At 45.5% G+C, this 25,772-nt stretch carries 26 protein-coding genes and 1 pseudogene; 7 read left to right on the top strand and 20 right to left on the bottom strand.

Annotated elements, in window-relative coordinates; genetic code table 11:
- Nucleotides 1-17: 17 nt before the first annotated feature.
- The 11 genes from ftsX to flaG form a co-directional block, all read right to left on the bottom strand.
- The gene (ftsX, locus tag SporoP33_RS13215) at nt 18-902 is read right to left on the bottom strand and encodes a permease-like cell division protein FtsX (RefSeq protein ID WP_081244152.1); all 885 of its coding nucleotides are present in this window, start codon (nt 900-902) and stop codon (nt 18-20) included.
- The gene (ftsE, locus tag SporoP33_RS13210) at nt 892-1,578 is read right to left on the bottom strand and encodes a cell division ATP-binding protein FtsE (protein WP_081244151.1); all 687 of its coding nucleotides are present in this window, start codon (nt 1,576-1,578) and stop codon (nt 892-894) included. Before ftsE ends, ftsX begins: the two co-directional genes overlap by 11 nt.
- A gap of 192 nt (nt 1,579-1,770) precedes the next feature.
- Complete coding sequence (gene cccB / locus SporoP33_RS13205) at nt 1,771-2,115, bottom strand: cytochrome c551 (RefSeq protein WP_081244150.1); 345 nt, start codon at nt 2,113-2,115, stop codon at nt 1,771-1,773.
- Nucleotides 2,116-3,429: 1,314 nt separating this feature from the next.
- A protein-coding gene (prfB, locus tag SporoP33_RS13200) for a peptide chain release factor 2 (protein WP_155961406.1) occupies nt 3,430-4,531 on the bottom strand; the annotation gives its coding sequence in 2 pieces (ribosomal slippage) (nt 3,430-4,458 and nt 4,460-4,531; 1,101 coding nt in all).
- 33 nt (nt 4,532-4,564) lie between these two features.
- Nucleotides 4,565-7,063: a preprotein translocase subunit SecA gene (gene secA / locus SporoP33_RS13190; RefSeq protein WP_081244147.1), complete on the bottom strand. Its 2,499-nt coding sequence runs from the start codon at nt 7,061-7,063 to the stop codon at nt 4,565-4,567.
- Nucleotides 7,064-8,216: 1,153 nt separating this feature from the next.
- Nucleotides 8,217-8,783, bottom strand: a complete 567-nt coding sequence (gene hpf / locus SporoP33_RS13185) for a ribosome hibernation-promoting factor, HPF/YfiA family (RefSeq protein WP_081244146.1) — start codon at nt 8,781-8,783, stop codon at nt 8,217-8,219.
- A gap of 119 nt (nt 8,784-8,902) precedes the next feature.
- Nucleotides 8,903-9,274: a PilZ domain-containing protein gene (locus tag SporoP33_RS13180; protein WP_081244145.1), complete on the bottom strand. Its 372-nt coding sequence runs from the start codon at nt 9,272-9,274 to the stop codon at nt 8,903-8,905.
- Between the two features lie 65 nt (nt 9,275-9,339).
- A complete protein-coding gene (locus SporoP33_RS13175) occupies nt 9,340-9,672 on the bottom strand; it encodes a flagellar protein FliT (RefSeq protein WP_081244144.1) in 333 nt (110 codons plus the stop codon).
- Between the two features lie 17 nt (nt 9,673-9,689).
- Nucleotides 9,690-10,091: a flagellar export chaperone FliS gene (gene fliS / locus SporoP33_RS13170; protein ID WP_081244143.1), complete on the bottom strand. Its 402-nt coding sequence runs from the start codon at nt 10,089-10,091 to the stop codon at nt 9,690-9,692.
- A gap of 35 nt (nt 10,092-10,126) precedes the next feature.
- The gene (locus tag SporoP33_RS13165) at nt 10,127-11,632 is read right to left on the bottom strand and encodes a flagellar hook-associated protein 2 (RefSeq protein ID WP_081244142.1); all 1,506 of its coding nucleotides are present in this window, start codon (nt 11,630-11,632) and stop codon (nt 10,127-10,129) included.
- A gap of 20 nt (nt 11,633-11,652) precedes the next feature.
- The gene (gene flaG / locus SporoP33_RS13160; protein WP_081244141.1) at nt 11,653-12,027 is read right to left on the bottom strand and encodes a flagellar protein FlaG; all 375 of its coding nucleotides are present in this window, start codon (nt 12,025-12,027) and stop codon (nt 11,653-11,655) included.
- Between the two features lie 226 nt (nt 12,028-12,253).
- On the opposite strand from flaG, the gene SporoP33_RS13155 reads away from it, so the two are divergent.
- From SporoP33_RS13155 to SporoP33_RS13135, 5 genes and pseudogenes are all read left to right on the top strand, one after another.
- Entirely contained in the window at nt 12,254-14,221 is a 1,968-nt protein-coding gene (locus SporoP33_RS13155) for a methyl-accepting chemotaxis protein (protein WP_081244140.1), read from the top strand.
- A gap of 114 nt (nt 14,222-14,335) precedes the next feature.
- The gene (locus SporoP33_RS13150) at nt 14,336-14,458 is read left to right on the top strand and encodes a YjcZ family sporulation protein (RefSeq protein ID WP_081244139.1); all 123 of its coding nucleotides are present in this window, start codon (nt 14,336-14,338) and stop codon (nt 14,456-14,458) included.
- A gap of 94 nt (nt 14,459-14,552) precedes the next feature.
- A pseudogene (locus SporoP33_RS16375) lies at nt 14,553-14,633 on the top strand (YjcZ family sporulation protein); the annotation flags it as partial.
- A gap of 82 nt (nt 14,634-14,715) precedes the next feature.
- Nucleotides 14,716-14,931, top strand: coding sequence for a hypothetical protein (locus tag SporoP33_RS13140; RefSeq protein ID WP_155961369.1), 216 nt, complete (start codon nt 14,716-14,718; stop codon nt 14,929-14,931).
- 1,054 nt (nt 14,932-15,985) lie between these two features.
- Nucleotides 15,986-16,498: a sigma-70 family RNA polymerase sigma factor gene (locus SporoP33_RS13135; protein WP_081244136.1), complete on the top strand. Its 513-nt coding sequence runs from the start codon at nt 15,986-15,988 to the stop codon at nt 16,496-16,498.
- 417 nt (nt 16,499-16,915) lie between these two features.
- On the opposite strand, the gene SporoP33_RS13130 is transcribed toward SporoP33_RS13135, so the two are convergent.
- From SporoP33_RS13130 to SporoP33_RS13115, 5 genes are all read right to left on the bottom strand, one after another.
- On the bottom strand, nt 16,916-17,470 hold the full coding sequence (locus SporoP33_RS13130; RefSeq protein ID WP_158233642.1) for a competence protein ComK: 555 nt from the start codon (nt 17,468-17,470) through the stop codon (nt 16,916-16,918).
- 16 nt (nt 17,471-17,486) lie between these two features.
- A complete protein-coding gene (locus SporoP33_RS16125; RefSeq protein ID WP_155961368.1) occupies nt 17,487-17,624 on the bottom strand; it encodes a hypothetical protein in 138 nt (45 codons plus the stop codon).
- A 331-nt stretch (nt 17,625-17,955) separates the two neighbouring features.
- Entirely contained in the window at nt 17,956-18,747 is a 792-nt protein-coding gene (locus tag SporoP33_RS13125; protein WP_081244134.1) for a putative hydro-lyase, read from the bottom strand.
- A gap of 17 nt (nt 18,748-18,764) precedes the next feature.
- Nucleotides 18,765-19,991, bottom strand: coding sequence for an NRAMP family divalent metal transporter (locus SporoP33_RS13120; RefSeq protein ID WP_081244133.1), 1,227 nt, complete (start codon nt 19,989-19,991; stop codon nt 18,765-18,767).
- The gene (locus SporoP33_RS13115) at nt 19,988-20,764 is read right to left on the bottom strand and encodes a LamB/YcsF family protein (RefSeq protein WP_081244132.1); all 777 of its coding nucleotides are present in this window, start codon (nt 20,762-20,764) and stop codon (nt 19,988-19,990) included. The genes SporoP33_RS13120 and SporoP33_RS13115 overlap by 4 nt, the downstream gene beginning before the upstream one ends.
- Before the next feature lie 313 nt (nt 20,765-21,077).
- Between SporoP33_RS13115 and pxpB the strand changes: the two genes are divergently transcribed.
- Both pxpB and SporoP33_RS13105 read left to right on the top strand, forming a co-directional pair.
- Nucleotides 21,078-21,821: a 5-oxoprolinase subunit PxpB gene (gene pxpB, locus SporoP33_RS13110; protein WP_081244131.1), complete on the top strand. Its 744-nt coding sequence runs from the start codon at nt 21,078-21,080 to the stop codon at nt 21,819-21,821.
- Complete coding sequence (locus SporoP33_RS13105; RefSeq protein ID WP_081244130.1) at nt 21,812-22,804, top strand: 5-oxoprolinase subunit C family protein; 993 nt, start codon at nt 21,812-21,814, stop codon at nt 22,802-22,804. The genes pxpB and SporoP33_RS13105 overlap by 10 nt, the downstream gene beginning before the upstream one ends.
- Nucleotides 22,805-22,859: 55 nt before the next feature.
- On the opposite strand, the gene SporoP33_RS13100 is transcribed toward SporoP33_RS13105, so the two are convergent.
- The 4 genes from SporoP33_RS13100 to SporoP33_RS13090 all read right to left on the bottom strand — a co-directional run bounded on the left by SporoP33_RS13100 (nt 22,860) and on the right by SporoP33_RS13090 (nt 25,759).
- Nucleotides 22,860-23,615, bottom strand: coding sequence for an IclR family transcriptional regulator (locus tag SporoP33_RS13100; RefSeq protein ID WP_081244129.1), 756 nt, complete (start codon nt 23,613-23,615; stop codon nt 22,860-22,862).
- A 684-nt stretch (nt 23,616-24,299) separates the two neighbouring features.
- Nucleotides 24,300-24,428 (bottom strand): hypothetical protein, encoded by a 129-nt coding sequence (locus SporoP33_RS16495; protein WP_255363017.1) that lies wholly within the window; start codon nt 24,426-24,428, stop codon nt 24,300-24,302.
- 48 nt (nt 24,429-24,476) lie between these two features.
- Nucleotides 24,477-25,142: an aspartate/glutamate racemase family protein gene (locus SporoP33_RS13095; protein WP_081244128.1), complete on the bottom strand. Its 666-nt coding sequence runs from the start codon at nt 25,140-25,142 to the stop codon at nt 24,477-24,479.
- On the bottom strand, nt 25,139-25,759 hold the full coding sequence (locus SporoP33_RS13090; protein WP_196796801.1) for a class II aldolase/adducin family protein: 621 nt from the start codon (nt 25,757-25,759) through the stop codon (nt 25,139-25,141). Before SporoP33_RS13090 ends, SporoP33_RS13095 begins: the two co-directional genes overlap by 4 nt.
- Between the last annotated feature and the right edge of the window lie 13 nt (nt 25,760-25,772).

Here is a 25,772-nt window from a genome sequence, read left to right as displayed (position 1 = left end):
CCCTTCCATTCAGACAATCAGGATCTTAAAAACTTTCTGACTGACATAAAGCTGCCCCATACGCCGATGAAGACGGCGACGAACAGCAGCAAGCCGTTTAATTGTAATAAGAATGGTGAAGGATCAAGCAAATGGAATAATTCATTCTGCAGCCGTCCTTCCCAAAACGTATACAATTGTGAATAAAATGTTGTCATTAAAGCTATTGGTATGACCGCACCAAATATCCCAAGCCACACTCCTTCGAGCATGAAGGGAATCCGTACAAAACTATCTGTTGCGCCGACCAGTTTCATAATATCGATTTCTGTGCGTCTCGCCACAATAGTAAGACGAATCGTATTCGATATGAGGAACATAGCCGTAAATAATAGTGCCAGTATTAAAATCAGCCCAACATTGCGGCCTATCTTCAGCACATTAAAGAGCTTTTCTACTTTACCTTCTCCGTACTCCACGTCGTAAGTGTATTTATACGTGCTGATTTCTTTTGCGATGGATGCCGTTTTCTTCGGATCATCCGCTTTTATATATAACGCATCGCCGAGAGGGTTGTCCTGCTTATAGAGCGCAAACTCTTCACCAAATGATTGAATCATCTGATTGAGTTCCTGTTCACTTGAAGAATATTTGACCTCGGCCACTCCCGGGGTCTCTTTCACTTCTTTCAGCAGCTCCTGGACCTGCTCTTTCGTTGCTTCCTGCTCTGCAACTACTTTGATCTCCACGTCGTTCTCGATATTATCCGCCAGTTGATTCAAGTTCATCATAATGATGACAAATACGCCGATTAGCAGTAATGTAACCGTTACTGCGCTCACCGATGCAAACGTCATCCAGCCATTTCGGCTGAGACTTTTGAAACTTTCCCGAATATGACGCCGTACTGTTCTAGATTTCATTGGAGTACTCTCCTTCGTACTCATCCCGTGTGATGAGTCCGCCTTCTATCTGAATGACCCGATGTTTTAGTTTATCTACAATTTCTTTATTGTGCGTAGCCATGATGACCGTTGTTCCTTGCGCATTTATCCGTTCAAAAATCTTCATGATCTCCCATGAAGTCTCCGGATCCAAGTTTCCCGTCGGTTCGTCGGCAATGACCAGCCTCGGCTGATTGACGATCGACCGTGCAATCGATACGCGCTGCTGTTCCCCGCCTGACAGTTCATTTGGAAACATTCTCATTTTCTTAGTTAGTCCCACTAACTTCAAAACTTCTGTCACTTTTTGACGAATGACGCTTGGCGATTCTTCAATCACTTCCAGCGCATACGCGATATTTTCGTAGACAGTCAGTTTCGGCAGCAATTTAAAATCCTGAAACACTACGCCAATTTGCCGCCTTAAATAAGGCACATCTTTTCTTTGCATTTTTGTCAGTTCCGTATTGTTGAAGTAAATTTGTCCGCTGGTAGGAACTTCTTCCCGATACATCATCTTGATGAAGGTGGATTTACCTGCCCCGCTTGGTCCGACGACATAGACAAATTCGCCTTTTGCAATCTCGACATGGATTCCGTTAGAGGCAATAACACCATTCGGGTATTTTTTGTATACATTTTTCATCACAATCATACATAATAACCACCTGAATTTTGTTTTTCTCTCATATTCGCCATTGTAATTATAGCATGATTTCTATCAGCAAGTATTACAGTTATATTTCAATTCAGTTAGCTGGCGATTCAGCAAAAAATAGCTCCTCTATTTTCAGACAAAAAAAGATCGTTCCCAAGAAATCCACAGGAACGATCGTTGTTATTTAACTTATTTCTTTTCAGCTAACCAAGCAGCAACTGCGTCTGCTTCTTCGCCTTTGATAATACCAGGAGGCATAGCACCTTTACCGTTTACGATGACATCATGGATTTCTTCTTCAGAAAGTCTAGAACCAACGTCCTCAAGTGCAGGACCTGCTCCGCCTTCTAAGTTTCCACCGTGACATGATGCACAGCTTTGCTGTACAACTGCTTCTGCATCTACATCAGTAGTTGCTGCGCCGTTGTCGTTTGTTGCGTCGTCTGCTGGTTCAGAAGCGTTATCGTTGCCCCCGCCGCAAGCGCCGAGTACTAGTGCCGCTCCGAAGAGTGTAGCCAATAGTTTATTCTTCATGTAATATCCTCCCTTTTGCGAAATATTTTCCAACATGAGTAGTATACCAAAAAACGGCCATTCTATGGTGTACAGAAATGACAAAGTTGCAAATTATCCAGGATAATTAAGGTTTTTGTCTGTTTCCAACACAAAAAGGCGCTTTGGTAATGAATACATCTATAGTATTCACCAAAGTTCCGGTTTTTAAACATTACATTTTGGAAAATGAGTGAAATTTTAAGTTAAATGGTGAGTACGAGGGGATGGCAACTCCAGCTTGGGGACGCTTTCTGGAGGGAGGGCGGTGAACCACAGCCCTCTGCTTTAGAGCATTATGGGACAGAGTTCAATGCACGTTAAAAAACGATAGCTATTTATACGGCATGGGATTTCCACTCCAGCCGGGGGACGCTTTCTGGAGGGCGGGCGGTGAACCACACCTCTCGCTTCGCTCGCTGGGTGTTTCACCTGTCCCGCTGATCCTCCCAGAGTCGCCCCCGGCTTCCGTTGCAATCCTAATTTTATAGTGGTGGTACGCAGATCACGCATGGCAGGCAGTATGTTAATGGTTGTTGTATTTTAATTTATTTACATTCAAGTACAAATCCTCTCTTAGTTGCAATTCTATATAGATATCGGGGATATTTTTCATGCGGTTTTGTAACAGTGTGTAATATTGTAACACTTTTGAAATGTATTACGTTCAGGTTCAAAATCGAGCTCAAATACCAATCGATTACAATCCTTATTTCAATGCACAACAATGAGTATCTCCCACTGACACTGCAAGGGATTGGAGCGTAGGAGGGGCGACTCCCGGAGGATCAGCCCGACAGGTGAGACAACCAAAGGAAGCAAAGCGACCTGGTTGGCTCACCGCGGGCCCTCGGGAACGCGTCCCCTCCGAAGCGCAAATCCCCAACCCGACACTACCTCCAGCCTCCACTATTAAAAACACAGTCCAACTAGTTAGTTGATACTGACGTGCCGGGCTGTGTTTATTAAGTCGATTACTATCCTTATTTCAATGCAGAACAATAGGTGTCTTCCGCTTGCGTTGCAAGGGATTGAAGCGAAAGACGGTTTTTGCGAGTAAAAGCGAAGCGTTAGGATCACATTTTTGCACTGGAGGGGCGACTCCCGGAGGATCAGCCCGACAGGCGAGACAACCAGAGGGAGCAAAGCGACCTGGTTGGCTCACCGCGGGCCCTCGGGAACGCGTCCCCTCCGAAGCGTAAATCCCCAACCCGACACTACTGCTAGCCTTCCATAATCAAAAACACAGCCCAACAAGTCAGATGATACTGACATGCCGGACTGTGTTTTTTATGTTCAGGAAATTCGTGAACGCAAGTATGCGTTGATGAACTGGTCGATTTCGCCGTCCATGACGGAACTGACGTTTCCTGTCTCTTCATTGGTACGGTGGTCCTTCACCATGGAATACGGGTGGAAGACGTAGGAGCGGATCTGGCTGCCCCAGCCGATTTCTTTTTGCTCGCCGCGGATATCCGCAAGACGCGCTTCTTCTTCTTCGACACGAATCTGATAAATCTTCGCCTTCAATAAATTCATCGCACGCTCACGGTTCTTGATCTGCGAACGTTCTGTCTGACACGTAACGACAGCGCCTGTCGGGATATGCGTCATACGCACAGCAGAATCCGTCGTGTTGACGTGCTGTCCGCCGGCACCGCTTGAGCGGTATGTGTCAATTTTGATATCTTCAGCCTTCAGATCCAACTCAATATCGCCTTCAAATTCCGGCATCACTTCAATGGAAGAGAATGACGTATGGCGTCTGCCTGAAGAATCGAATGGTGAAATCCGAACTAACCGGTGAACACCTTTCTCCGCTTTCAGATAGCCGTATGCATTATGCCCTTTAATTCCGAGTGTGACAGACTTCACGCCTGCTTCATCACCGGCCTGGTAATCGAGTGTTTCGACTTTGAAGCCATGCTGCTCTGCCCAGCGAGTGTACATGCGAAGCAGCATCGATGCCCAGTCCTGGGACTCGGTACCGCCGGCGCCTGAGTGAATCTCAAGTACTGCACTATTTTTATCGAATTCATCGCTTAACAGCATTTGCAGATCGAATTTATCCATTCGTCTTTTGAACTCTTTTAATTCGGAAATGAGTTCGTCCTGCAGCTCTTCATCCGCTTCTTCACGAAGCAGTTCAAGCGTCATTTCCAAGTTTTCTTGCGTGTCGTTCAAATCTTTATATTCGCCGACAATATCTTTTAATGCATTGGACTGCGAAATAACTTTCTGCGCGGCATCCTGGTCATCCCAGAAGCCCGGCTCCAGCATCATTTCGTCAAATTCCTGCATACTGGCCTCTTTGTTTTCTAAGTCAAAGAGACCCCCTAAAGTCCGCTAATTTCTTAGCTGTTTTGTCGAGCTCGTTCCGAACATCGGATAATTCCATCATAATCATTTCCTCCTGAGTGGTTGTTTCTCGTTATGCTTTGCCGTGGCAGTTTTTGTACTTCTTGCCGCTGCCACACGGACAAGGGTCGTTGCGTCCGATATTGACAGAGCGTCGGATCGGCTTTTTGCGGACCGGTGCGCCATCTTCTTTCGGATTGTTCGCCTGCCCTTTTGCTACTTCTTCCCGCTCAAGGTTATTGCGGATTTCTGCTTTCATGACATACTTCGTCGCATCGTTTTCGATGGCCATCAGCATATCTTCAAACATCGCAAATCCTTCTGCCTGATATTCACGCAGCGGGTCGTTCTGTCCATATGCGCGTAAGTGAATCCCGTTACGAAGCTGATCCATCGCATCGATATGATCCATCCACTTGGTATCAATCGCACGCAATAAGACCACTTTCTCGAATTCACGCATCCGTTCTTCGGACATTTCCTGCTCTTTCTCATTATAGCGCGCAATGACCAATTCGTGAATAAATGTTTGCAGCTCTTCAGGTGTTTTATCTTCCAAGTCTGCAACCGTCACGGAGTCTTCCGGCAATAAATTCGCTTCCAGATAATCCTTCAGCCCTTTGGAATGAACTGTTCCGTCTGCTGTATGCAGCGCGACTACGCGTTCGATGACCGATTCGAGCATACCTTCAAGCACCGGACGGATATTGTCTGAACCTAATACTTCATTACGTTCTTTATAAATTACTTCACGCTGCTGACGAAGTACATCGTCATACTGCAATAAACGTTTCCGTGAATCGAAGTTATTCCCCTCTACCCGTTTCTGGGCAGATTCAACCGAACGTGAAACCATTTTTGACTGAATCGGCGTTTCATCGTCCATACCGAGCTTCGTCATCATTGACTTCATTTGCTCAGAACCGAAGCGGCGCATCAATTCATCTTCCAGTGACAGATAGAATTGTGTGACACCCGGATCTCCCTGACGGCCTGAACGTCCGCGAAGCTGATTATCGATACGTCTCGACTCATGCCGTTCCGTACCGATGACCGCAAGACCGCCGACTTCCTGAATATGATCGCCAAGTTTAATATCCGTACCGCGGCCCGCCATGTTCGTCGCAATTGTCACGGCACCTTTTTTACCGGCATCTTGAATGATTTCGGCTTCGCGCTCGTGGTTTTTCGCATTCAGTACATTATGCGGTATGCCATACTTTTTCAGAAACGCAGAAATAATTTCAGACGTTTCGATGGCGACCGTACCGACCAGCACCGGCTGGCCCTTTTCGTGGCGCGCCTTAATATCTTCCGCCACCGCTTTATACTTGCCGTCCATTGATGCATAAATCAGATCCGGACGGTCGTCACGGGCGATCGGTTTATTCGTTGGAATCGCAATAACGTTCATATTGTAGATATTGCGGAACTCTTCTTCCTCCGTCTTCGCCGTACCAGTCATACCAGAAAGTTTTTCATACATACGGAAATAGTTCTGGAACGTAATCGTAGCGAGTGTCATGGACTCGTTCTGAACTTCCAGACCTTCCTTCGCTTCAATTGCCTGGTGCAGACCGTCACTGTAGCGGCGGCCTTTCATCAAACGTCCGGTGAAGGAGTCAACAATTACGACTTCTCCGTCTTCTACAACGTAGTCTACGTCATTATGCATGCTGACATGCGCTTTTAATGACTGGTTGATCGCGTGGTTCAATGTTACGTGCTGCAAATCGAATAAGTTATCAATATTAAACGCTTTCTCAGCTGCCTCAATACCCTGCTCTGTCAGAACGACACCTTTTGTTGATTCATCAAATGAATAATCTTCTTCTTTTTTCAGCGTAATCACAAATCGGTTCGCCAGACGATACAGCTCCTGTGCTTTCGCCGCCTGACCGGAAATAATGAGCGGTGTACGTGCTTCATCGACTAAAATGGAGTCCACTTCGTCAATGACGGCAAAATGCAGCGGACGCTGCACTTTATGTTCATTGTACAGCACCATGTTGTCACGCAGATAATCGAAGCCCAGTTCGTTATTCGTACTGTACGTCACATCGGCTTCGTACGCTTCACGCTTTTCTTCCTTGCTGAGACTGTTCAGATTCAGACCGACTGTCATGCCGAGGAATGAATATAAACGTCCCATCTCTTCTGCGTCACGGCTGGCCAAGTATTCGTTGACCGTTACGACGTGCACACCTTTAGAAGTGAGCGCATTCAAATAAACGGCGAGTGTAGAAGTCAATGTCTTCCCCTCACCGGTCTTCATCTCTGCGATATTCCCTTCGTTCAAAGCAGCTGCACCCATGATTTGCACACGGAACGGGTAGAGTCCCAGCACACGGCGGGAGGCTTCACGGACGACCGCAAAGGCTTCTGTCTGCAGGTCTTCGATTGTTTCTCCCTGCTGGTAGCGCTCTTTGAATTCATCTGTTTTGGCGGTCAGTTGTTCGTCCGACAGCTTTTCCATATCACCTGCCAATAGTTCTACTTGGTCGGCAATTTTCTCGAGTCGTTTCAGGTCACGTTTGTTTGGGTCGAACATTTTATTTAATACGCCAAGCATTTATTGTCACATCCTCATAGCTTCATCAAATAGCAGGACGCTCCTGCCAGTTGTAAGTTCTTCTTTCGTCACATGCAATATTACATTCCAGACATTTTTGAGTCACACTCCATTTTAACATTGTAAAAAGGCTGGTGCAAATAGTGCGCTGTATCAAATTTCCTAAGTTTTCTCGGGAAGGCTGGCTGTGGTATTGGGGTTAGGGATTTGCGCTGCGGAAGGGCCGCGTTCCCGAGGGCCCGCGGCGAGCCAACCAGGCCGCTTCGCTTCCTTTGGTTGTCTCGCCTGTCGGGCTGATCCTCCGGGAGTCGCCCCTCCTCCGCTCCAATCCCTTGCAATGTAAGTGGGTGACATTAATTGTTGTGCATTAAAGTAAGGATTGTAATCGTTTGTATTTGAACTTGAACTCAAAACATTTCAAAAGCGTTAGAACTTTACACACTATTACAATGCAACTTGTAAAATCCATCCAATATCTATGCAAGATTGCTACAAAAGCTGGGTGCGACTTTAAGAGTGTCTGCACTTGAATGTAAATAAATTAAAACACAACAACCATTCACGCACTACCTGCAATGAGCGATATAAATATCACCACTATAAAATTAGGATGGCAACGGAAGCTGGCGGCGACTCCCGGAGGATCAGCGTGAGTCCAAGACCCTGGACTGAGCTGAAAGCGAGGGAAGCGGCTTGGGCCACGCCCTCGGGAAAGCGTCCGCCAGCTGGAGTTGCAATCCCCTCGTACTCACTAACTAACTCTCCACGTAAAAAAGACATTCACTCTATATTTAAGACGGCAACTGCACTCTGGAATTAGTCCTCAATTACCGTTCAGCAGCTGCACTTGAACTTAAATACATTCAAACACCACACTAATTCACACACCACCTGCAATGGGTGATATAAGTACCCCCACTATAAAATTAGGATGGCAACGGAAGTTGGGGGCGACTCTGGGAGGATCAGAGGGACAGGTGAAACACCCCAGCGAAGCAAAGCGAAGCGGTGTGGTTCACCGCCCTCCCTCCAGAAAGCGTCCCCCAGCTAGAGTTGCCATCCCCTCGTACTCACTACGTAACTCTCCACGACCAGCACCGTTCGCTCATAAATAAAAAACAAGCCCAGCGAGATGCCGGACTTGTCTGGATGCTTATGAGTTTGTTTCGATCAGGCCGTACTTGCCGTCCTTACGCTTATACACGATATTCGTGCCGTCAGACTCTGCATCCGTAAAGATGAAGAAGCTGTGACCAAGCATGTTCATCTGAAGGATCGCTTCCTCTTGATCCATCGGCTTCAGGTCGAACTGCTTCGTGCGTACTACGTCGAACTCGCTGTCGTCTTCAACTTGCTGGTCTGCAGCATTGTTGTTATCTTCCACTGCCTGGAAGAATGCAGCGACGCCTTCGCGCTCGCGGGATTTGCGATTGACACGTGTTTTATATTTGCGAATTTGACGCTCTAGCTTGTCGACGATCAAGTCAACTGCTGCATACATATCGTTGTGACGTTCCTCTGCACGAAGTGTCAAATTTTTCATCGGAATCGTAATTTCCACTTTTGTTTGCTTGTCTGTATACACTTTCAAATTTACGTTAGCTGTCGCGTTTACACCTTCTGTGAAATAACGCTCCAGTTTCTCAACCTTTTTCTCGACGTACTCTCTGATTGCCGGAGTAACCTCGACGTTTTCACCGCGAATATTGAAGTCTAACATATGAACTCCTCCTTTGTTTAAACCCATCACTACTTACTTCTTCATAGTACCCTTAAAACCCTTTTCAAAACGTAAGAAAATTGCTGAATAGTAAAGAAACTTCTGTCAAGTGTGGGATTTCACTCCGTTTCCTTCACTTTCCGTGCGTGATGTTTTAATTCTTCGATAATCAATGCATCTGCATGCTGATCTTCGCCGAACTCGAATCCGTATTGATAGCCTTCTTCAGCAACTTTTTTCCATACTACATTGCCGAAAAGTTCGAACGGATGTGTAAAAATCGTAAAATCCAATTGGATAGCAAGTACTTCAGAACGCACCGGCAAATCCAAATTCGTAATGAATTTAACGCCGCCTGTGCTGATGTCGGCAATTTCACACTGTCCTTCATTTGATAAAATTTTTTTATCATTATTCAATTGGATCCGAAACGTTGCCGGTATGTAGGGTTCGAATGAATACCTGAAGTAATCATGACGATTATAGCGCATAGAATTATTCCTCTCTTTACAAGCCTGTATGGAAAAAACCGCAAGAGAAATACTCTCTTCCGGTTTTAGTGCCTGGAATCGAAATACGCGCCGTCCTGAGTCATTTTTCCATACGGATTCACATAGTTATTCATATTTTCTTTTTTGGCCTGAGCCTGCGTAATGTTTGAGCGGATACTGTTTCTATATGATTCGAGACCGGACTGTACGTCCTTTTCCAGACGGATCAGCTCTTTGCCGAATTCATCTTCTTCCGCAGTAAAAGGCTTGGCGATTTGCGACTGCAGCAAATCCCGTTCATCGAGAATACGCTCAATCTGCTGGATTACGTCCTCACGCTTCTCCTCATCAGTTTCTTTTGTCAGCGAAATTAATTGCAGAGAACGGTCACGCCACATTGTCATGGCCGCCCGGATCATATTTCGCTCACGTTCGCATATTGCTTGGTACGATTAATCTGAATCACTTGTTTCCACGTATCGCGGAACTCGGTAATGATGCCGGCTGCCTCATCAAACATCGCTGGATCACTTTGGATATTTCCTTCAATCAGACGGCTGTTGACGAACTCGTAAAGGACAAGCATGTTTTCAGCTACCGGATAAGATGTATCTAATGTCAGCATCAATTCAGTGACAATCGCCTGCGCCTTTTGGATCGCAATATTCTTTTGCTCAAGATTTCCTTTTTCCAGCTCCATTTTTCCTTGCTGAATGAATTTCAAGCAGCCGTTATAAAGCATCAGCGTTAATTCACCAGGTGTAGAAGTAGTCACCGTATTATTTTGATATGCTGCATAAGGGTTATTTGTCGCCATTGTCTGTCATTCTCCTTTTTTCTAGCAAAGTTACGTTACATGCCGCCAAGTGCATTCATCAGCTGCACAGATTGATCATTCGCACGCTGGAAAGCCTTTTCCATTGCGGTAAACTGCTTCCAGTAACGGTCTTCCATCTTCTGCAATCTGCTTTCAAACCGCTCAATTTGTTTATCCATATTTTTAATGGAACGGCCAAGTGCAAAACTGTCATTCACCGTTGTCGCGCTGCCGGCTTTTACAGTAATCTTTTTTTGCGCGTCCTGCAGTTCTGTACGGTATCTTTCTGCAATCCCTTTATTCCCTTCCTCTTTGCCGCCAATCAAATCATAGACAGCGGATGGATTTTCAGAGATCTTTTCCCGTAATTTATCTTCATTAATAGTTAATTTTCCGTTATCCAAGTAATTACTTGTTGTTTCAATACCTAAATCTTTCAGGCTGATGTTGATTTCTTTCCCGTCTTTATCAGTTGTTGTAACCGAACTGGACATAATAGAACGTAAATTATTCAGCATGGTGGAAATCGCCGGATCCCCTTTAAGGGTACCGCTCTTCGCCTTTTCTTCCCAAAGCTCAATTTCTTTTTCCTTCATATCTGCTTTCTGCTCATCTGACAGCGGATGGAAAGATTTAAATTGCTTTTCTTTAATTTTGCTGTTCAGTTTTTCGATCATTTCATTGTAGTCATTTACGAACTCTGTAACCGAATCCACTATTTTATCTACATTTGTAGTGGAACTGAATGTCACAGGAGACGTTGTTTTGGCCTTAAGTGAGACCTCGAATCCATTGATCGTGAATGTATTGGAAGGACGGGATGTTTTTAAACCATTAAATACAAATTCGGCGTCCTCCCCCTCTGAAGAGTTCGCGCCATTTCCACTATCGAGCTTTAAATCATTTACCAAGGTGCCTGTGCCCGATATTTGTATTTCGCCTTTCCCGCTATTTTTCGAACTCAACGCAATTTTGCCGGTTGCCGAATCATAAAATGCACTGACACCCGTCTTCTCGTTTATTTTATCCAACACAGCATCGATCGTATCTGTTTCAAGTATTTCAATTTCAACTGCATCTCTTCCCGGCGCTGATATTGTCAATTTCTGCGTTCCTGAAACAAGCGGTCCGTCATCAGCATTCTTCATATCTTTAAATTGCAAAGTCTTCGCTTGCGCATCTGTTATCTTCACTCCATCGTGCGTCAGCTCGCCACTTTGTAATGTAGCTTGTTTGGCCAGTTGTGTAACTTCAAGTGTACCTGAGAAGTCGCTGATTGAAGCTTTTGAAGTAATACTTGCCACTTTATCGTCAGATACGCTGACAGTTTTCTTCATATATGTTCCCTGCTTCATGACCGTATCAAATAGCTTATCACTCTGTTTTCTCAAATCACGGTTAGTGGAACGATAATCATCGAGCTGCCATTGCGTATAAGCTTTCTTTTGCGTAATTTTATCAAGCGGAATCCGATGCGCTTTCATCATGTCTCTGATAATTGATTCTGTATCGATACCGGATGCTAATCCACCAATTCTCATCGTGCCTCACACCTTTTTTGTTAAATTTTCTGATCGATTAGTAATCCAATGAAGTCTCTCATCGCTGCGTGCATGTCGAGCAATTTCTTCGGCGGGATTTCACGGACGACTTCTTCTGTGTCGGAGTCGATGATCGTTACGTAGTATTCATGAAGCTTCTCATGGTACTTGAAACGCAACTGGACATTGACACTTTCGAGGAATTTATTCATTCCTTCCGTTAATTCCTTCGCTTCTTTCTTCGTCAGAACATCTTGCGTCTCGTTTGTTTCCTGTTTCGCCGGCTCTCTAATGGGCTGTATTCCGGTTACTATTCTCTTATTTTCAACGGACCCGTTCTCATAAGATGTCTGCACTGGCTGTGTTGCGGGGCCGTCACCTATTCGGCTGACCATAGTGGAACCCCCCGTCTTCAATGAATAATCGCTACTTATAGTATCGGATGGAATTACGGGATGTTGAGCATCCGCCGCCACTTTCTTCTATATCAATAAGGAGCAGTTGACATTTGCAGCAGCCAATAAAAATGAAATTGTAAATATCGTATTTTTATACTATTAGAATAGTCAAAAGTAATGTATTATTAGAATTAACTATAAGAATAAAGGAGCATACACATCCATGTTTCATTCCATCAAAACGAAAATGATCCTGCTCGTCCTCGTCCTGGTTGCCGGCGGAATACTTACAATGACAGGCATCAGCAGCTGGCTTGTCAAAGAACGGACTGAGGAAAACATCATCGAATCCAGCAGCACCTTGCTTACGGAAATGAGTGCTGCGATCGAGGCAGACCTGCAGCAGTATAGTAAAGGACTTGAATTACTGACAGCATCAACGGACTTTACGGATTCCACCGCCACAACCGGCGGCGCAGAAGTTGTCAAAGCACTCAACAACACACTTGACACGTATCCGAACGTCTCCAGCGCATATCTCAGCTACGCTACAAAAGAAACGACAATCCGCCCATTTGCAGATCTGACAGGGTTCGACCCTACTGCAAGAGAGTGGTATCAGCTGGCGGCTGCAGAACCGGATAAAGTGCACTGGACAAAGCCTTATATAGATGAAGCAACCGGAAACTTCGTCATCAGCGCATCAAAAGCCGTGATGAATGAAAATAAATTGACCGGCGTAGCGGGAATCGATATTCAGTTATCGACAATGTCATCGGATATCGCCAAGATCGATATACCGCACGGCGGCTATGCATTCATTTTGGACGCAGAAGGTACTGCCATCGCCCATCCATCATTGATCGGTGAAACTATTATGAACCGCGACTATGTGGCAGAAATGTACAAAGAACAGGCAGGACATCATACATTCAAACAGGACGGCATCAGCAAAGTGGACATGTTCACGACGATTCCCGACTTTGGCTGGAAACTCGGCGTCATCTATGATGAGAAGAATATGCAGTCACTTGCAGCAGGCCTGCGCAATGTCATGATTATCGCTGCCATAGTGACGCTGGCAGTACTGGCAGTGATTCTGTACCTCTTTATCAACCGTCTGCTGAAGCCGATTTTCCGCTTGCAGGAAACCGTTCAGCAAGTGGCGGACGGTGACTTGACGGTAAGAGCAGGCATTCATTCGAAAGATGAAATCGGAGAACTTGCGAACGGCTTCGATCAGATGCTCAATCAAATGAATGGCTTGATCACAACGGTCACGCACTCTGCGTCCAACGTACTCGCCAGTTCACAAAACTTGAGCGCGGTATCGGAAGAAACGAACGCAACGAGTGAAGAAATCGCGCACGCCCTGCAGGAAATTACGATGGGTGCTGCGAAGTCCGCGGAAAACGCGGAAACTGTTACGACGCGTGCGGATTTATTGAACCAGCAAATCCAGGATGTCAACGCAACTGCTAGTGAAATGGCCAGCATGGCAACAGAAGCTGTATCCTTTAATGCCGACGGGCGCGCGCAGATGAGTATATTAAGTTCTTCGTTCAATCATTGGAATCAGGACTTGCAGCAAATGGGCGGCATGATCGGAACGCTTGAAGAGAAAGTGAATGCAATCAGTTCCGTCATTGATGCCATCACTGCGATCTCTTCCCAGACAAATCTGCTTGCATTAAACGCAAGTATTGAAGCGGCAAGAGCCGGTGAGCACGGAAAAGGCTTCGCTGTCGTCGCAGAAGAAGTCCGCCGGCTGGCAGAGCAGTCAGCACAGTCAGCAGAACAAGTCCGCTCCACAATTCAGGAACTGCAAGACGGAACGCATCACGTCATTGAGCAAATGAATGGCACGCGCGATACATTCGAGCGACAAAGCAGTGTGGTTCATGACACCGAAGGAATTTTCGAGAAAATCTCCGGTTTCATCGGCGAAATGCAGTCTCGCATCGACAACGTCACATCAGCACTTCAGGAAATGGATGTGCATAAAAATGACGTGGCCGAGCAAATCCAAAACTTGCTGGCTACGACAGAGGAATCTGCGGCTGCCTGCGAAGAGGTTAACGCTTCGACCGATGAACAGCTGCACGCTATCGGTTCTGTGGCAGAAGCAGCGGAAGCATTGACGCAATTGAGTGAAGATCTGAGCTTCGCTGTGGAGCGATTCAAAATTTAACACGATCCGCCAGCTTCTTTTTAAAGAAGCTGGCGGATTTTTTATAAAAGCCAAGGCACTTTCTGAATCTATGCATAGAATAAGGGTAGTTCCACATTTGGAGGTGAAATCAATATGGGCGAATCAGTTAAAGGATCTGGGTACGGCTATGATGGAGGCTTTGGCTTCGCAATGATCGTTGTTCTGTTTATCTTATTGATCATTGTCGGTGCTGGGTTTATGGGTTACGGTTGCTAATTACTAAAAAAATGGAGGTGGAGACATGTTTGGTTTCGGTGGATATGGACACGGTGGCGGAGGCTACGGCGGTTCCGGCTGCGAAGGTGGAGGCTCATACGGCTACGGCAACGGATTTGCATTGATTGTCGTACTCTTTATCTTACTCATTATCGTAGGCGCCGCTTGCCTATAAGATGAACATCGAAACCTGTCGGGTAACTCCGGCAGGTTTTTTGATTTCTTGTTTACTTTGTTTGGAAAGTTTTTTGGGGGGAGTGTGGGGATGTGTATGCGGATATGAGCGGTTGGCGGAGGATATTGAGCGGTTAAACGGCTACTATGAGCGCATTGCGGAGGTCATAGAGCGGTTATCCAACGGCTATGAGCGCGTGGAGAAGGACATTGAGCGGATAAACGGCCACTATGAGCGCATCGCGGAGGTCATAGAGCGGTTACCCAACGGCTATGAGCGCGTGGCGAAGGGCATTTAGCGGTTGACCAACAGTTATGATCGCTTGCCAGGATTAATGAGCGCAGGCAGTAGTTAGTATCACTGAGCGGAGTTTATGAGCGGACCGCGAAGGACATTGAGCGGATAAACGGCTGCTATGAGCGCATCGCGGAGGTCATAGAGCGGTTACCTAGCCGCTATGAGCGCGCGGCGAAGAGCATTGAGCGGTTGACCAACAGTTATGATCGCGTGCCGGGATTTATGAGCGCAGGCAGTAGTTAGGATCACTTGGCGGGAGTTTATGAGCGGACCGCGAAGGGCATTGAGCGGATAAACGGCCACTATGAGCGCATCGCGGAAGTTATAGAGCGGTTACCCAGCCGCTATGAGCGCGCGGCGAAGAGCATTGAGCGGTTGACCAACAGTTATGATCGCTTGCCAGGATTAATGAGCGCGGGCAGTAGTTAGTATCACTGAGCGGAGTTTATGAGCGGACCGCGAAGGACATTGAGCGGATAAACGGCTGCTATGAGCGCATCGCGGAGGTCATAGAGCGGTTACCTAGCCGCTATGAGCGGATGGCGAAGGGCATTGAGCGCTTGACCGACAGTTATGATCGCTTGCTAGGATTAATGAGCGCATCGCGGAAGTCATAGAGCGGTTATCCAACGGCTATGAGCGCGTGGAGAAGGACATTGAGCGGATAAACGGCCACTATGAGCGCATCGCGGAGGTCATAGAGCGGTTATCCAGCCGCTATGAGCGCGCGGCGAAGGGCATTGAGCGCTTGACCGACAGTTATGATCGCTTGCCAGGATTAATGAGCGGACAACCTGCAACTATGAGCAGCCCCCCCGCAACTATGAGCGCGTCAGCAATCCCGAGCGCTCTCCCCCTTAATCAGCAATCACCCCAAAATAAACAAACTTTCCCACTACCCCCTAAGCAAACCGCCAAAAAACCCCCTCCCCAAATCTCACTTTTCCCCAGAACAAAACGGCAATACACCCATTCGAATTGCCGCACAATCCCCACTATGATAAAGATACCCAGGGAATACAATGTGTCGTGCACGGCCTGAAGAGGTCGCTTTTATGGAGAACAGGAACTTTGAAAATTTTGAAGAAGTAATGGAACAATATGAACCGATGATTTCATCCATCATACGCAAATTAAATATCTACCGGGATTTCGATGCATTCCGCCAAACAGGCCGCATCGCCCTGTTTCAGGCATGGTCACGCTTTGATGAATCAAAAGGAAACTTCACCCCTTTCGCCTACCGGTCAATCTATGGCGCTTTGCTTGATGATTTGAAAAAGGAAAATCGTTTCGGTTTAGTCAATACGCCAGTGGAAAGCAGTACAATCGAGCAGATGGAACAGATTGATTGTTCGGCGGACCCAAACAGCGAGCTGCATGAAATACTCACCGATCTGCCGCTGGAAGAACGGCAGCTGCTGTTCATGCTTTATGTTGATAACAAAACCCAGGCAGAATGCGCATCTTTTTTCGGCCTCTCCGTCCCCGGCGTGAAAAAACGCCGCGAAAGACTGATGAAGAAACTTAGACAGCAATTAACAGACAATCGAAGCTTAGAAATATAAAAAAACGAGCAAGGGCAGCCAAATCTGGCCGCTCTTGCTCATTTTGTATGCGAACATTTTCCATCCCCTATTTAGAAAACAAACCAATCAGCAGCGTCCCCGTAAACTTACCACTTTCTAAATCCGCGACGCTCTGCAAATCTGGCACATGATGAACAGACTTTAATCTTTTTATCATTCGGCAGCAAATAACCCTGATAGACAGACGTTCGTTTCTTACAGTATTCACACTTCGGTTTAAAGAAATCAAACAACATACTCTTCCCTCCTGACCGCTGATGAACGCACTTTCTGTGAATCGAGTACTATTTACAAATTAGTATACCATTCAGCAGAGAATAACAGTGAACGTTTTACAAAAATCGTCAAAGAGAAAAAGCGCTCCCCCGAGGAGGAACGCTTATGTATTACAGCCGCCTATTCATCAGACACTTCGTAATTTCCCCGTTTACGATTTCTCCGAATCAAGTACGTTTTATAACTTTTCTTCACATTGTCTGCCATGAAATTAATCTGCGCCTCCAGACCATTTTTGTACATGCATGTGCGCTGGTGCTTCCACTCAAATGAATCGTAACTGCAATCCAAAGTAAAAATCGTGCCGTCCCGGAAAATGATTTTCGTCCGGTCCTTGGCAATCGGCATATACGTCAAAATATGACTGAGCGAAAACCATACACAATCATCGCTTGACGGCGACTTGCTGGGGAACCAGTACATGTCCAGCTTTTCATTGATCATGACAGGCGACATGCTGATTCTGCCGAGCATCGATCTTGCTCCGGCAATTCCGCCCTGTAAACTGGATCCGAAATATTGCATACTGACATCGATTACATCTGTCGGACTTTTATCGACACGCACAAATTCTCCGTCTTTCAGCAACACGGCACATAATTTTCCTGTTTCATTGTAGTACGGATAAACCAGGCTGGTCCCCGGTGTGATCACGGATTCCGTTCTGTTCTTCATTTGCCCCATCCTCCTTTTAGTAGAAACCACTTTTGCCGAGCGGAAAAAAGGAGTATACTGACAATATGTTGGTATATACCAACTGCTGATCCTCGAGTGAGTCTGCCACGACTGCAAACACTCGGGGATTTTCTTTTTCCACTTTATTCTTCAACTGTCTCACCTCCCTCTGCTACTCCATACAAAAAGCAGGTCAATAAATATCGTTCTACTTATCGACCTGCATTCATTTGTATAGCATAGTAAGCGTTTTCAAAGACGTTTGTGTAAAAAGACCCTGTCTTCACGACTAGTATATAATAATTACGAATGACAGTCTATATAAAATTTCATTATTCTGAGTTTGTTGTTAAAAAATAATATAGTCCGATAAAGTTTGCAATTGACAGTACGTTTTGAAGAAAAATACCCAAAAAAACTGCTCCCTGTTCAGCAGACAGTCTCTACTAAACAGGAAGCAGTTTTATTTTTTAACCCGTCTTTTCTTATAATACACTTAACTCAGAATCTAACATATCACTGATGAACATGCAGCCGGGAGAATGTGTAATCATAATGGACGGCTTGCTTTGCATCGCGACTGCCTGCGGTGTGACGCCGCACGCCCAGAATACCGGGATCTCCCCTTCATTGACAGTCACAGCATCCCCAAAGTCAGGTGCGGAAATATCGTCAATTCCTATCAAACTCGGGTCGCCCAGATGGATCGGCGCGCCATGGACGTCCGGGAAACGAGTCGTAATTTGAATCGCCCGAATCGCGTCCTGCGCATTCATCGGCCGCATGCTTACTACGGTCGGCCCTTCAAAGATTCCTGCTTTTTTACATTCAATAGAACTTTTATACATCGGCACATTTCGATTTTCTTCGATATGCCGAATAGGAATCCCGCCAGCAAGCAGCGGTGCTTCAAATGTGAAGCTGCATCCGATGAAAAATCCTACCATATCGTCTTCCCAGTACTCTGTAATATCATTTACTTCTTCCGCCAGCACACCGTCCTTATAAATACGGTAACTCGGCAGTTCGCTGCGGATATCTGCATCTTTTGCTAGCCGGGCGGGACGGTATGAACCCGGTTCTGTCACATCCAATAACGGACATGACTTAGGATTGCGCTGGCAAAACAGCAGAAAGTCGAGTGCATGCTCTTGTTTCAATATGACTAAATTCGCCTGTGTATAGCCTGAAGCCATTCCAGAAGTCTGTCCGGTAATTTTCTGCTCACGAATCCATTTCCTTATCTGCTGCGGTTTCATTGAACGATACTCACTCATCACTGCCACCTCCTATATCAGCTAAAGAGCAATGGAATCTGCTCGATCAGCGTCATAATACTCAGCACACCCATCACGATCACGACAATTACGCCGCCAATAGTCAGCCATAACGGATGCTTATATTCGCCGACAATATTCTTCTTGTACGCCGCAACAAGCAATGTGCCAAGCGCTAACGGCAGTATCAGCGCATTCAGTGCACCGACCAATAATAGAATAGTAACCGGCTTTCCAACGAATGCGAACGTCGACGTAGATACGACTATGAATAAAATAATAATCCAGTTGTGGTACTTTTCAATCGTCGGGTGGAATGAGCGGATAAATGAAACCGATGTATAGGCCGCCCCTACGACAGACGTGATCGCAGCTACCCACATAATGACGCCGAACAATCGCAGCCCAAGCTCTCCTGCGCCCAGCTGGAACACAGATGCCGGCGGATTGTCAGGATCAATTTGTAAGCCTTGCGAAACGATGCCAAGCACTGCCAGGAATAAAGCCACCCGAATGATGCCTGTCACAGCGATCCCTGTAACAGAACTTCTTGTTACGAGCGGCACCGAATCAATTCCTTTAATGCCCGCATCCAGCAAACGGTGTCCGCCGGCGAACGTAATATAGCCACCGACTGTTCCGCCGACCAGTGTGACAATTGCGAAGAAACTGATTTCTGAAGGTTTGAATGTCCCTACAATGGCTTCACCAATTGGCGGAGACGTTTTAAACGCAACGAATACGACCAGCAGAATCATAACTACACCGGCAACGGCAACGACCTTATCCATTACTTTGCCCGCTTCTTTTACGACGAAAATGAGAATGGCAAACACGGCACTGATCACCGCACCTTTTATAGGATCGATACCAATCATCGCGTTAAGCCCTAGACCAGCACCCGCCACGTTCCCAATATTAAACGCAAGCCCCCCTGCGACAATGAGGAAAGCGAGCACAAACCCGAGGCCCGGAACCACTTTATTGGCGATTTCCTGTCCGCGTAATCCGGAGACGGCAATCACCCGCCAAATATTCATTTGTGCAAAGACATCCAAAAGCAATGAAATTAATATAACGAAACCAAAACTCGCGGCCAATTGCTCTGTGAAAACTGTCGTCTGTGTCAGGAAGCCAGGTCCGACAGACGACGTCGCCATTAAGAATGCGGCACCAAGCAGGACGCCGCGGGTTGCTTTTTTCCGTTCAAGATCTTGTGTCAGACCTAACTTTTCCTCGTTCATTTAGCATCCTCCCTGCCAGAAAAAGCAGTTATCGTAATTTGTTCGCCGCTTAAGCGATCCGTAATATATTTTGCGAACTCCACCGCATGCTCTCCGTCACCATGGATACAGATCGTATCTGCGCGCAAGTCAACATCGGTTTGTTGCTGTGAACGCACTTTCCCTTCCTTCACCATCCTAATGACTTGCTCAGCGGACTTCTCCTGATCTGTAATCATTGCATCATCTTGCAAGCGCGACGTCAGCATGCCGTTTGATTGATACGTGCGGTCAGCAAATACTTCATGGGCAGTCACTAAGCCCAGCTCTTCACCCGCTCTCGTCAATTCACTGTCGGCCAAGCCGAATAATACGAGTGAGGGCGAGACATCATACACTGCTTGTGCAATAGCCTTCGCAATTTCTTTATCTTTCGACGCCATCTGATAAAGCGCGCCATGCGGCTTCACATGCTGCATCGGTTCGTCATGTACAGCCAAAAATGCCTGCAATGCGCCAATTTGATACACGACCATGTCATACGCTTCTTGCGGGGTAATGCTCATATTTCTGCGGCCAAATCCGACTAAATCAGGCAATCCGGGATGTGCGCCGATTTTTACCCCGTTGTCGATCGCAAGCTGTACCGTCTGACGCATCACGGAAGGATCACCGGCATGGAATCCGCAAGCGATGTTTGCAGATGTAACGTATTTCAATATTTCATCTTGTTCTCCTAATGTATATCTTCCAAAACTTTCTCCTAAATCACTATTTAAGTCTACTTTTACCACGTAAATGACCTCCTTTGATTTTCAAAACACCATTTCCTATCAACTTGCGGACAGACCGCATGACCGTATCAAAACCTCCGCTTGGAAGTAAGCGATTACATTCTCTTTAGTTCCGTAAATCGAAACCTTGGTTTTGAACTTGAAACCCAGTTTAGCATAAAATCATTTTGTTGAATAGCCCATTGTCGAAATATAGCAAGTATTTTTATTAAATGAATAATCTACTTGTATTTTTTCAGAAGAAATTTATAATAGTACTACAATTCGTTTTTCAGAATACAAGTTTCGACATTCGGAACTTCAGGGAGTTGTTATGATGAATCAGCAGAAATCTCTTGATATAAAAGTACTTGGCGATTCTGCCATGATTATAAAAATGGGGGAAGGCATTCATCCTTCCATCCATCAGCAAGTAAAAAATCTGTCGTTCCTTTTGGAAGAATATCCATTTGACGGATTTATTGAATCAGTGCCTGCGTATAACAGTTTGGCTGTCTACTACTCCCCTTACTTGGTCCATCAATCAAAAAAAGGATTTCAGACAGACGGCTCACCGATCGAAAAAGTGACCGATTATATTACTGCTTTAGCGGTCCAAATATCTGATCTTCCTGTTACAGAAGGCAGATTAGTAGAGATTCCAGTGCTCTATGGCGGGGAATTCGGCCCTGATCTGCAGTTCGTGGCGGAGACCCATCATCTGTCCATTGAAGAAGTCATTGAAATTCATACAACACCAGAATATCTCGTCTATATGATCGGTTTCGCACCCGGATTCCCGTTTTTAGGAGGACTAGACGAACGAATCGCCACGCCAAGAAAACTGACGCCGCGGACATCGATTCCTCCCGGCTCCGTCGGTATCGCTGGAAAACAAACAGGTGTTTATCCGCTTGAAACACCGGGCGGCTGGCAAATCATCGGGCGCACGCCAACCGATCTGTTCGTCCCCGATATGTCTCCTCCTTCCTTATTGCAGTCAGGTGACAGAATTAAATTTTGTCCGATGACAGAGGAAGAGTATGATGGGCAAAAGAAGGTGAAGACATGTCAGTAAACGTACTGAATCCGGGTCTCTTGACTACCGTACAAGATATCGGCCGGACAGGCTCGCAAAAGTTCGGCGTTCTTGTAAGCGGTGCCATGGACAGCTATTCTATGCGGATTGCCAACCTGCTCGTAGGAAATGATGAACGTGAAGGTGTTCTTGAAATTACGCTCTTTGGAACGAGTTTGCAGTTTGAAGAGGATACACTGATTGCAATTACTGGCGGCGACCTTCAAACGACTGTTGACGGCATAACGGTTCCGAATTGGAGACCCCTTGTAGTCAAAAAAGGCTCTGTTCTTAAGTTTGGGTTTGCGATTGAGGGCTGCCGGGCCTATTTGGCAATTGCCGGCGGGATTGACATACCGGTTGTGATGGGGAGTAAAAGCACGTATTTAGTCGCGGGAATCGGAGGATTCAACGGAAGAGCACTGCAGCAAAACGACAAACTTTCATTCGGGGACCTGACGGAGTCCAATGAAAGAGTATGGACATCCATCGAAAAACTTAGCGGCACAGCTGACTGGGCGGTACCTTATCACCCGTTCATCAGCTTGGAATCGGTGCAAACGATCCGAATCATTAAAGGCACTGAATACGAAAGATTTAATGACACAAGCAAGAAACGGCTTGTAACGCAGCCATACGTCGTTACCCCGCAATCGAACAGAATGGGGCTGCGGCTCGAAGGATCTGAACTTGCGTTAACAGAAAAGCTGGAGCTGCTGTCAGAAGGCGTCACATTCGGCACCGTCCAAATACCGCCCAATGGAAAACCGATTATCCTGATGGCGGACAGGCAAACTGCTGGCGGCTACCCGAAAATCGCGCAGGTCATCACCGCGGATTTAGGCAGTCTGTCGCAAGTAAAACCGAATTCAAAACTGCACTTCCAGCTCATTACACATGCGGAAGCAGAACGTGAACTTATCGCAAAAGAAGAGCTGATCAATCAAATCAAAATCGGCATACGCTATAAATTCAGCAAATGAACAACAAAAAATCCCTTAGTGTCAGCTGCTGCTTACTGAAACACAAGGGATTTATTCAGCCTATATACCCGAGCTGCCTGGAAATCTCCGAGGCGGCTTCTTTCACTTTTGAAATAAACGTTTGCAGATTCTCTTCCTGATAATTCGCTTCAATTCCCGCAATACTGAGCCCTGCAATTACCTCGCCGTTAAAATCAAAAATCGGTGCCGCCACAGATGTCGTAAAATTTTCGAGCTCCGAATTACTAATCGTATAGCCATTTCTGCGCGTCTCCTGAATAGAAGCCAGCAGCGCCTCCCGATCCGTAAACGTCCCATTCGCAAACTGCTTCAGCGCTGTAGAGTCCAGATAATCCGCAATATACGCGTCGGATAAATGGGACAAAATAATCCGCGAACAAGCGCCTGCATACAACGGGCTGCTTCTGCCAACGGCCGTATACAGCCGAACTTTCTGAAACGTATCGATTTTCTCCACATAAATCGCCTGATCACCTTGCCGGACAATCAGATTAATCGCTTCTTTCAATTCTTGGTGAAGCTCCTCCATAATGGGATACGCAATTTTCCGGATATCCAGCCGTTTGGAAACAAGACTGCCGTATTTTAAAAACAAAAGCCCCAAACGATAATACGAATCTGCCCCTTTCTCAAGGAAGTTCATTTCTTCAAGCGACGTCAGCATGCGGTAGACAGAGGATTTGGGGATACCCGATAAGTCGATGATTTCTTGAAATGTCAGTGCAGGATGTTCGACAAACAGATTAAGAATATCCAACGAACGCACGACTGTTTTATTTTTTGTGCTCATAGTAGCTCCTTTCTTTCGTTTACAGATTCTAATAGTTGGTTTTTAAAATCAAATTCAAATGCATTATTATATTAACTCAATTCTCCGTGGGGATAAATTCCAATTTCTAACCTGACCAGTTATAATAGCTATTTTTCCGCCAATATCCAATACTTTTGTAGGTTTTTCTTCCAAATCTGTTTCTTGTATTTTATTACATGTATAATAATTATTACTTTTAGTTTCTTCACAATACTTCGAGAAATAGTCTCTTCGTATTATAACATATCATACAGATTAATTAACCACACTCTAACAGGCTCTATATAAGTTTTAATTTAAAATTATAAACAACCTGATCTATTATTGGAAAAGGCGTCAGACTGTTTATAAAAAACTACATCATTTAATCTGCACGCTCAACGAGTTCGTTACATTACTTGTCCGATTGCTTTTCAACGCCCTGAAAAAGCCGGGAGTGTCAATAAACTCTGTAAATGTGAGTCACGTCTATCCCAATCGTTTCTGCGCCTTGCCCTGCCCGTCAAACAGCATGTATGTATCTTATCTGGCCCAGTTGATCTTCCACCATATTAACCCTTGAAGCACGCACATTTAAGTTTTTCACACTATAAGCACACATGATTTAAATGTATTTTGCCAGACCGAATAAAAAAACAGCCTGACATAACTTCTGTCAGACTGTCAATCTATCCACATTTGCGTTTTTGCAATCTCGCTCTGTTTCCCCAAAACTGATAAATCATTCAGCTTTGCCTCGTCTTCCGCATCATCCATTGCTGCATAGGTGCCGTCCCGATTTCTTGCTGGCACGACTCTAGCCAGCGCAAACAATGCAAGATTTGCCTGTTCAGATCAAATTTATTGTGCAGAACGTGCCAGCTCTACAATCGCGTCAGCTCCAACTTCCGGTCCAGTCAAAACGGGGACGGAAAAAGTCATTTCCTGGCTGTTAATTACTCTTGACATTGAATACTGCGCTAATATGATTACATCTGTTTTTCCTTCTAGGCTGCTGATTTCCTCAAGTATTAATTTATCGTGGGCGTTTGGATTCCCATTTTGGAGGGCTTGAAATGCCTCTGTAATAACGCTTGTTGAAATCGTTACGTCTTTATTTATTTCCTTTGAATACTCTTCAAGCAAGCTTGTAGTAGTGGGCCCTGCTTTCTTTACAGTTGCTATAACCCCAATAGTACTTCCCAAAGAAATTGCCTTTTTCAGCATACTTTCATCCGAACTTAGGACTGGAACTTTATACAAGTGTTTAAATTTGTCCACGTACGGAGAAAATGATGAACAAGTAAGCAAAATCGCATCTACTCCTGCCTCTTCTGCCTTGCTGACAAGTTCCATTAGTCGTCTCGTCATATTATGTGTAATCGTATTTGTCTCATTTAGCTCAAAAATTAGACTTTCATCCATAAAGCTCATAATGACAACATCGGGATGGCGCTCCCGAAATGCTTTTAAAATGGGGTCAACTGAATTCATGGTTGCATGAATCAAACCTATTTTTGTAGTCATATAATCCTCCTATTTGCATTGGCAGAGATTGATTGATCGGAATTGTAAATTTCCCATGCAATCTTTGCACTTTCCTCTAATTCCTCTATAGCGTAAAAGGCTTCCAATAGACTTCCGCCCGGAACAATTGGACCGTGTTGAGCCAACAGCCAGCCATCACATTGCTTAATCACTTCATTTAAGCCTGATAATAATTCTTTACTGCCCGGATAATTATAAGGAACTAATCCAACTGTCCCCAACTTCATTTTTAAATACGGTGTATAGGATGGGATACAATCTAACTTATTTAGATCAGGAACAAAGCTCCACAAAACACTGTACGTACTATGAATATGCAATACCGATTTAGCAGATTCTTTTGCACGGTATATAGACAGATGAAGGGGTAATTCCTTGCTTGGTTGAATCTCGTTTATAGACTCACCTTCCAAATTGACAACGGCAAAGTCCTTTTTAGTCAGCATCCCAAAACAAGTCCCTGTTCCTGTAATATAAATCAAGTCGTTATGGATAAAACTTAAATTTGCTATACTCCCGCTCGCTTTATCTCGATTAAAAAGAGTATGAGCAATCCATATCGCCTCATCTAATTTCTTTTCCAGCTCATTGCCCATCAATCTCAACTCC

This window comes from Sporosarcina sp. P33 (assembly GCF_002077155.1).
Classification (GTDB): Bacteria; Bacillota; Bacilli; order Bacillales_A; family Planococcaceae; genus Sporosarcina.
Note: the sequence above shows the minus strand (reverse complement) of the source record. Positions and strands in the feature narration are given on the sequence as shown.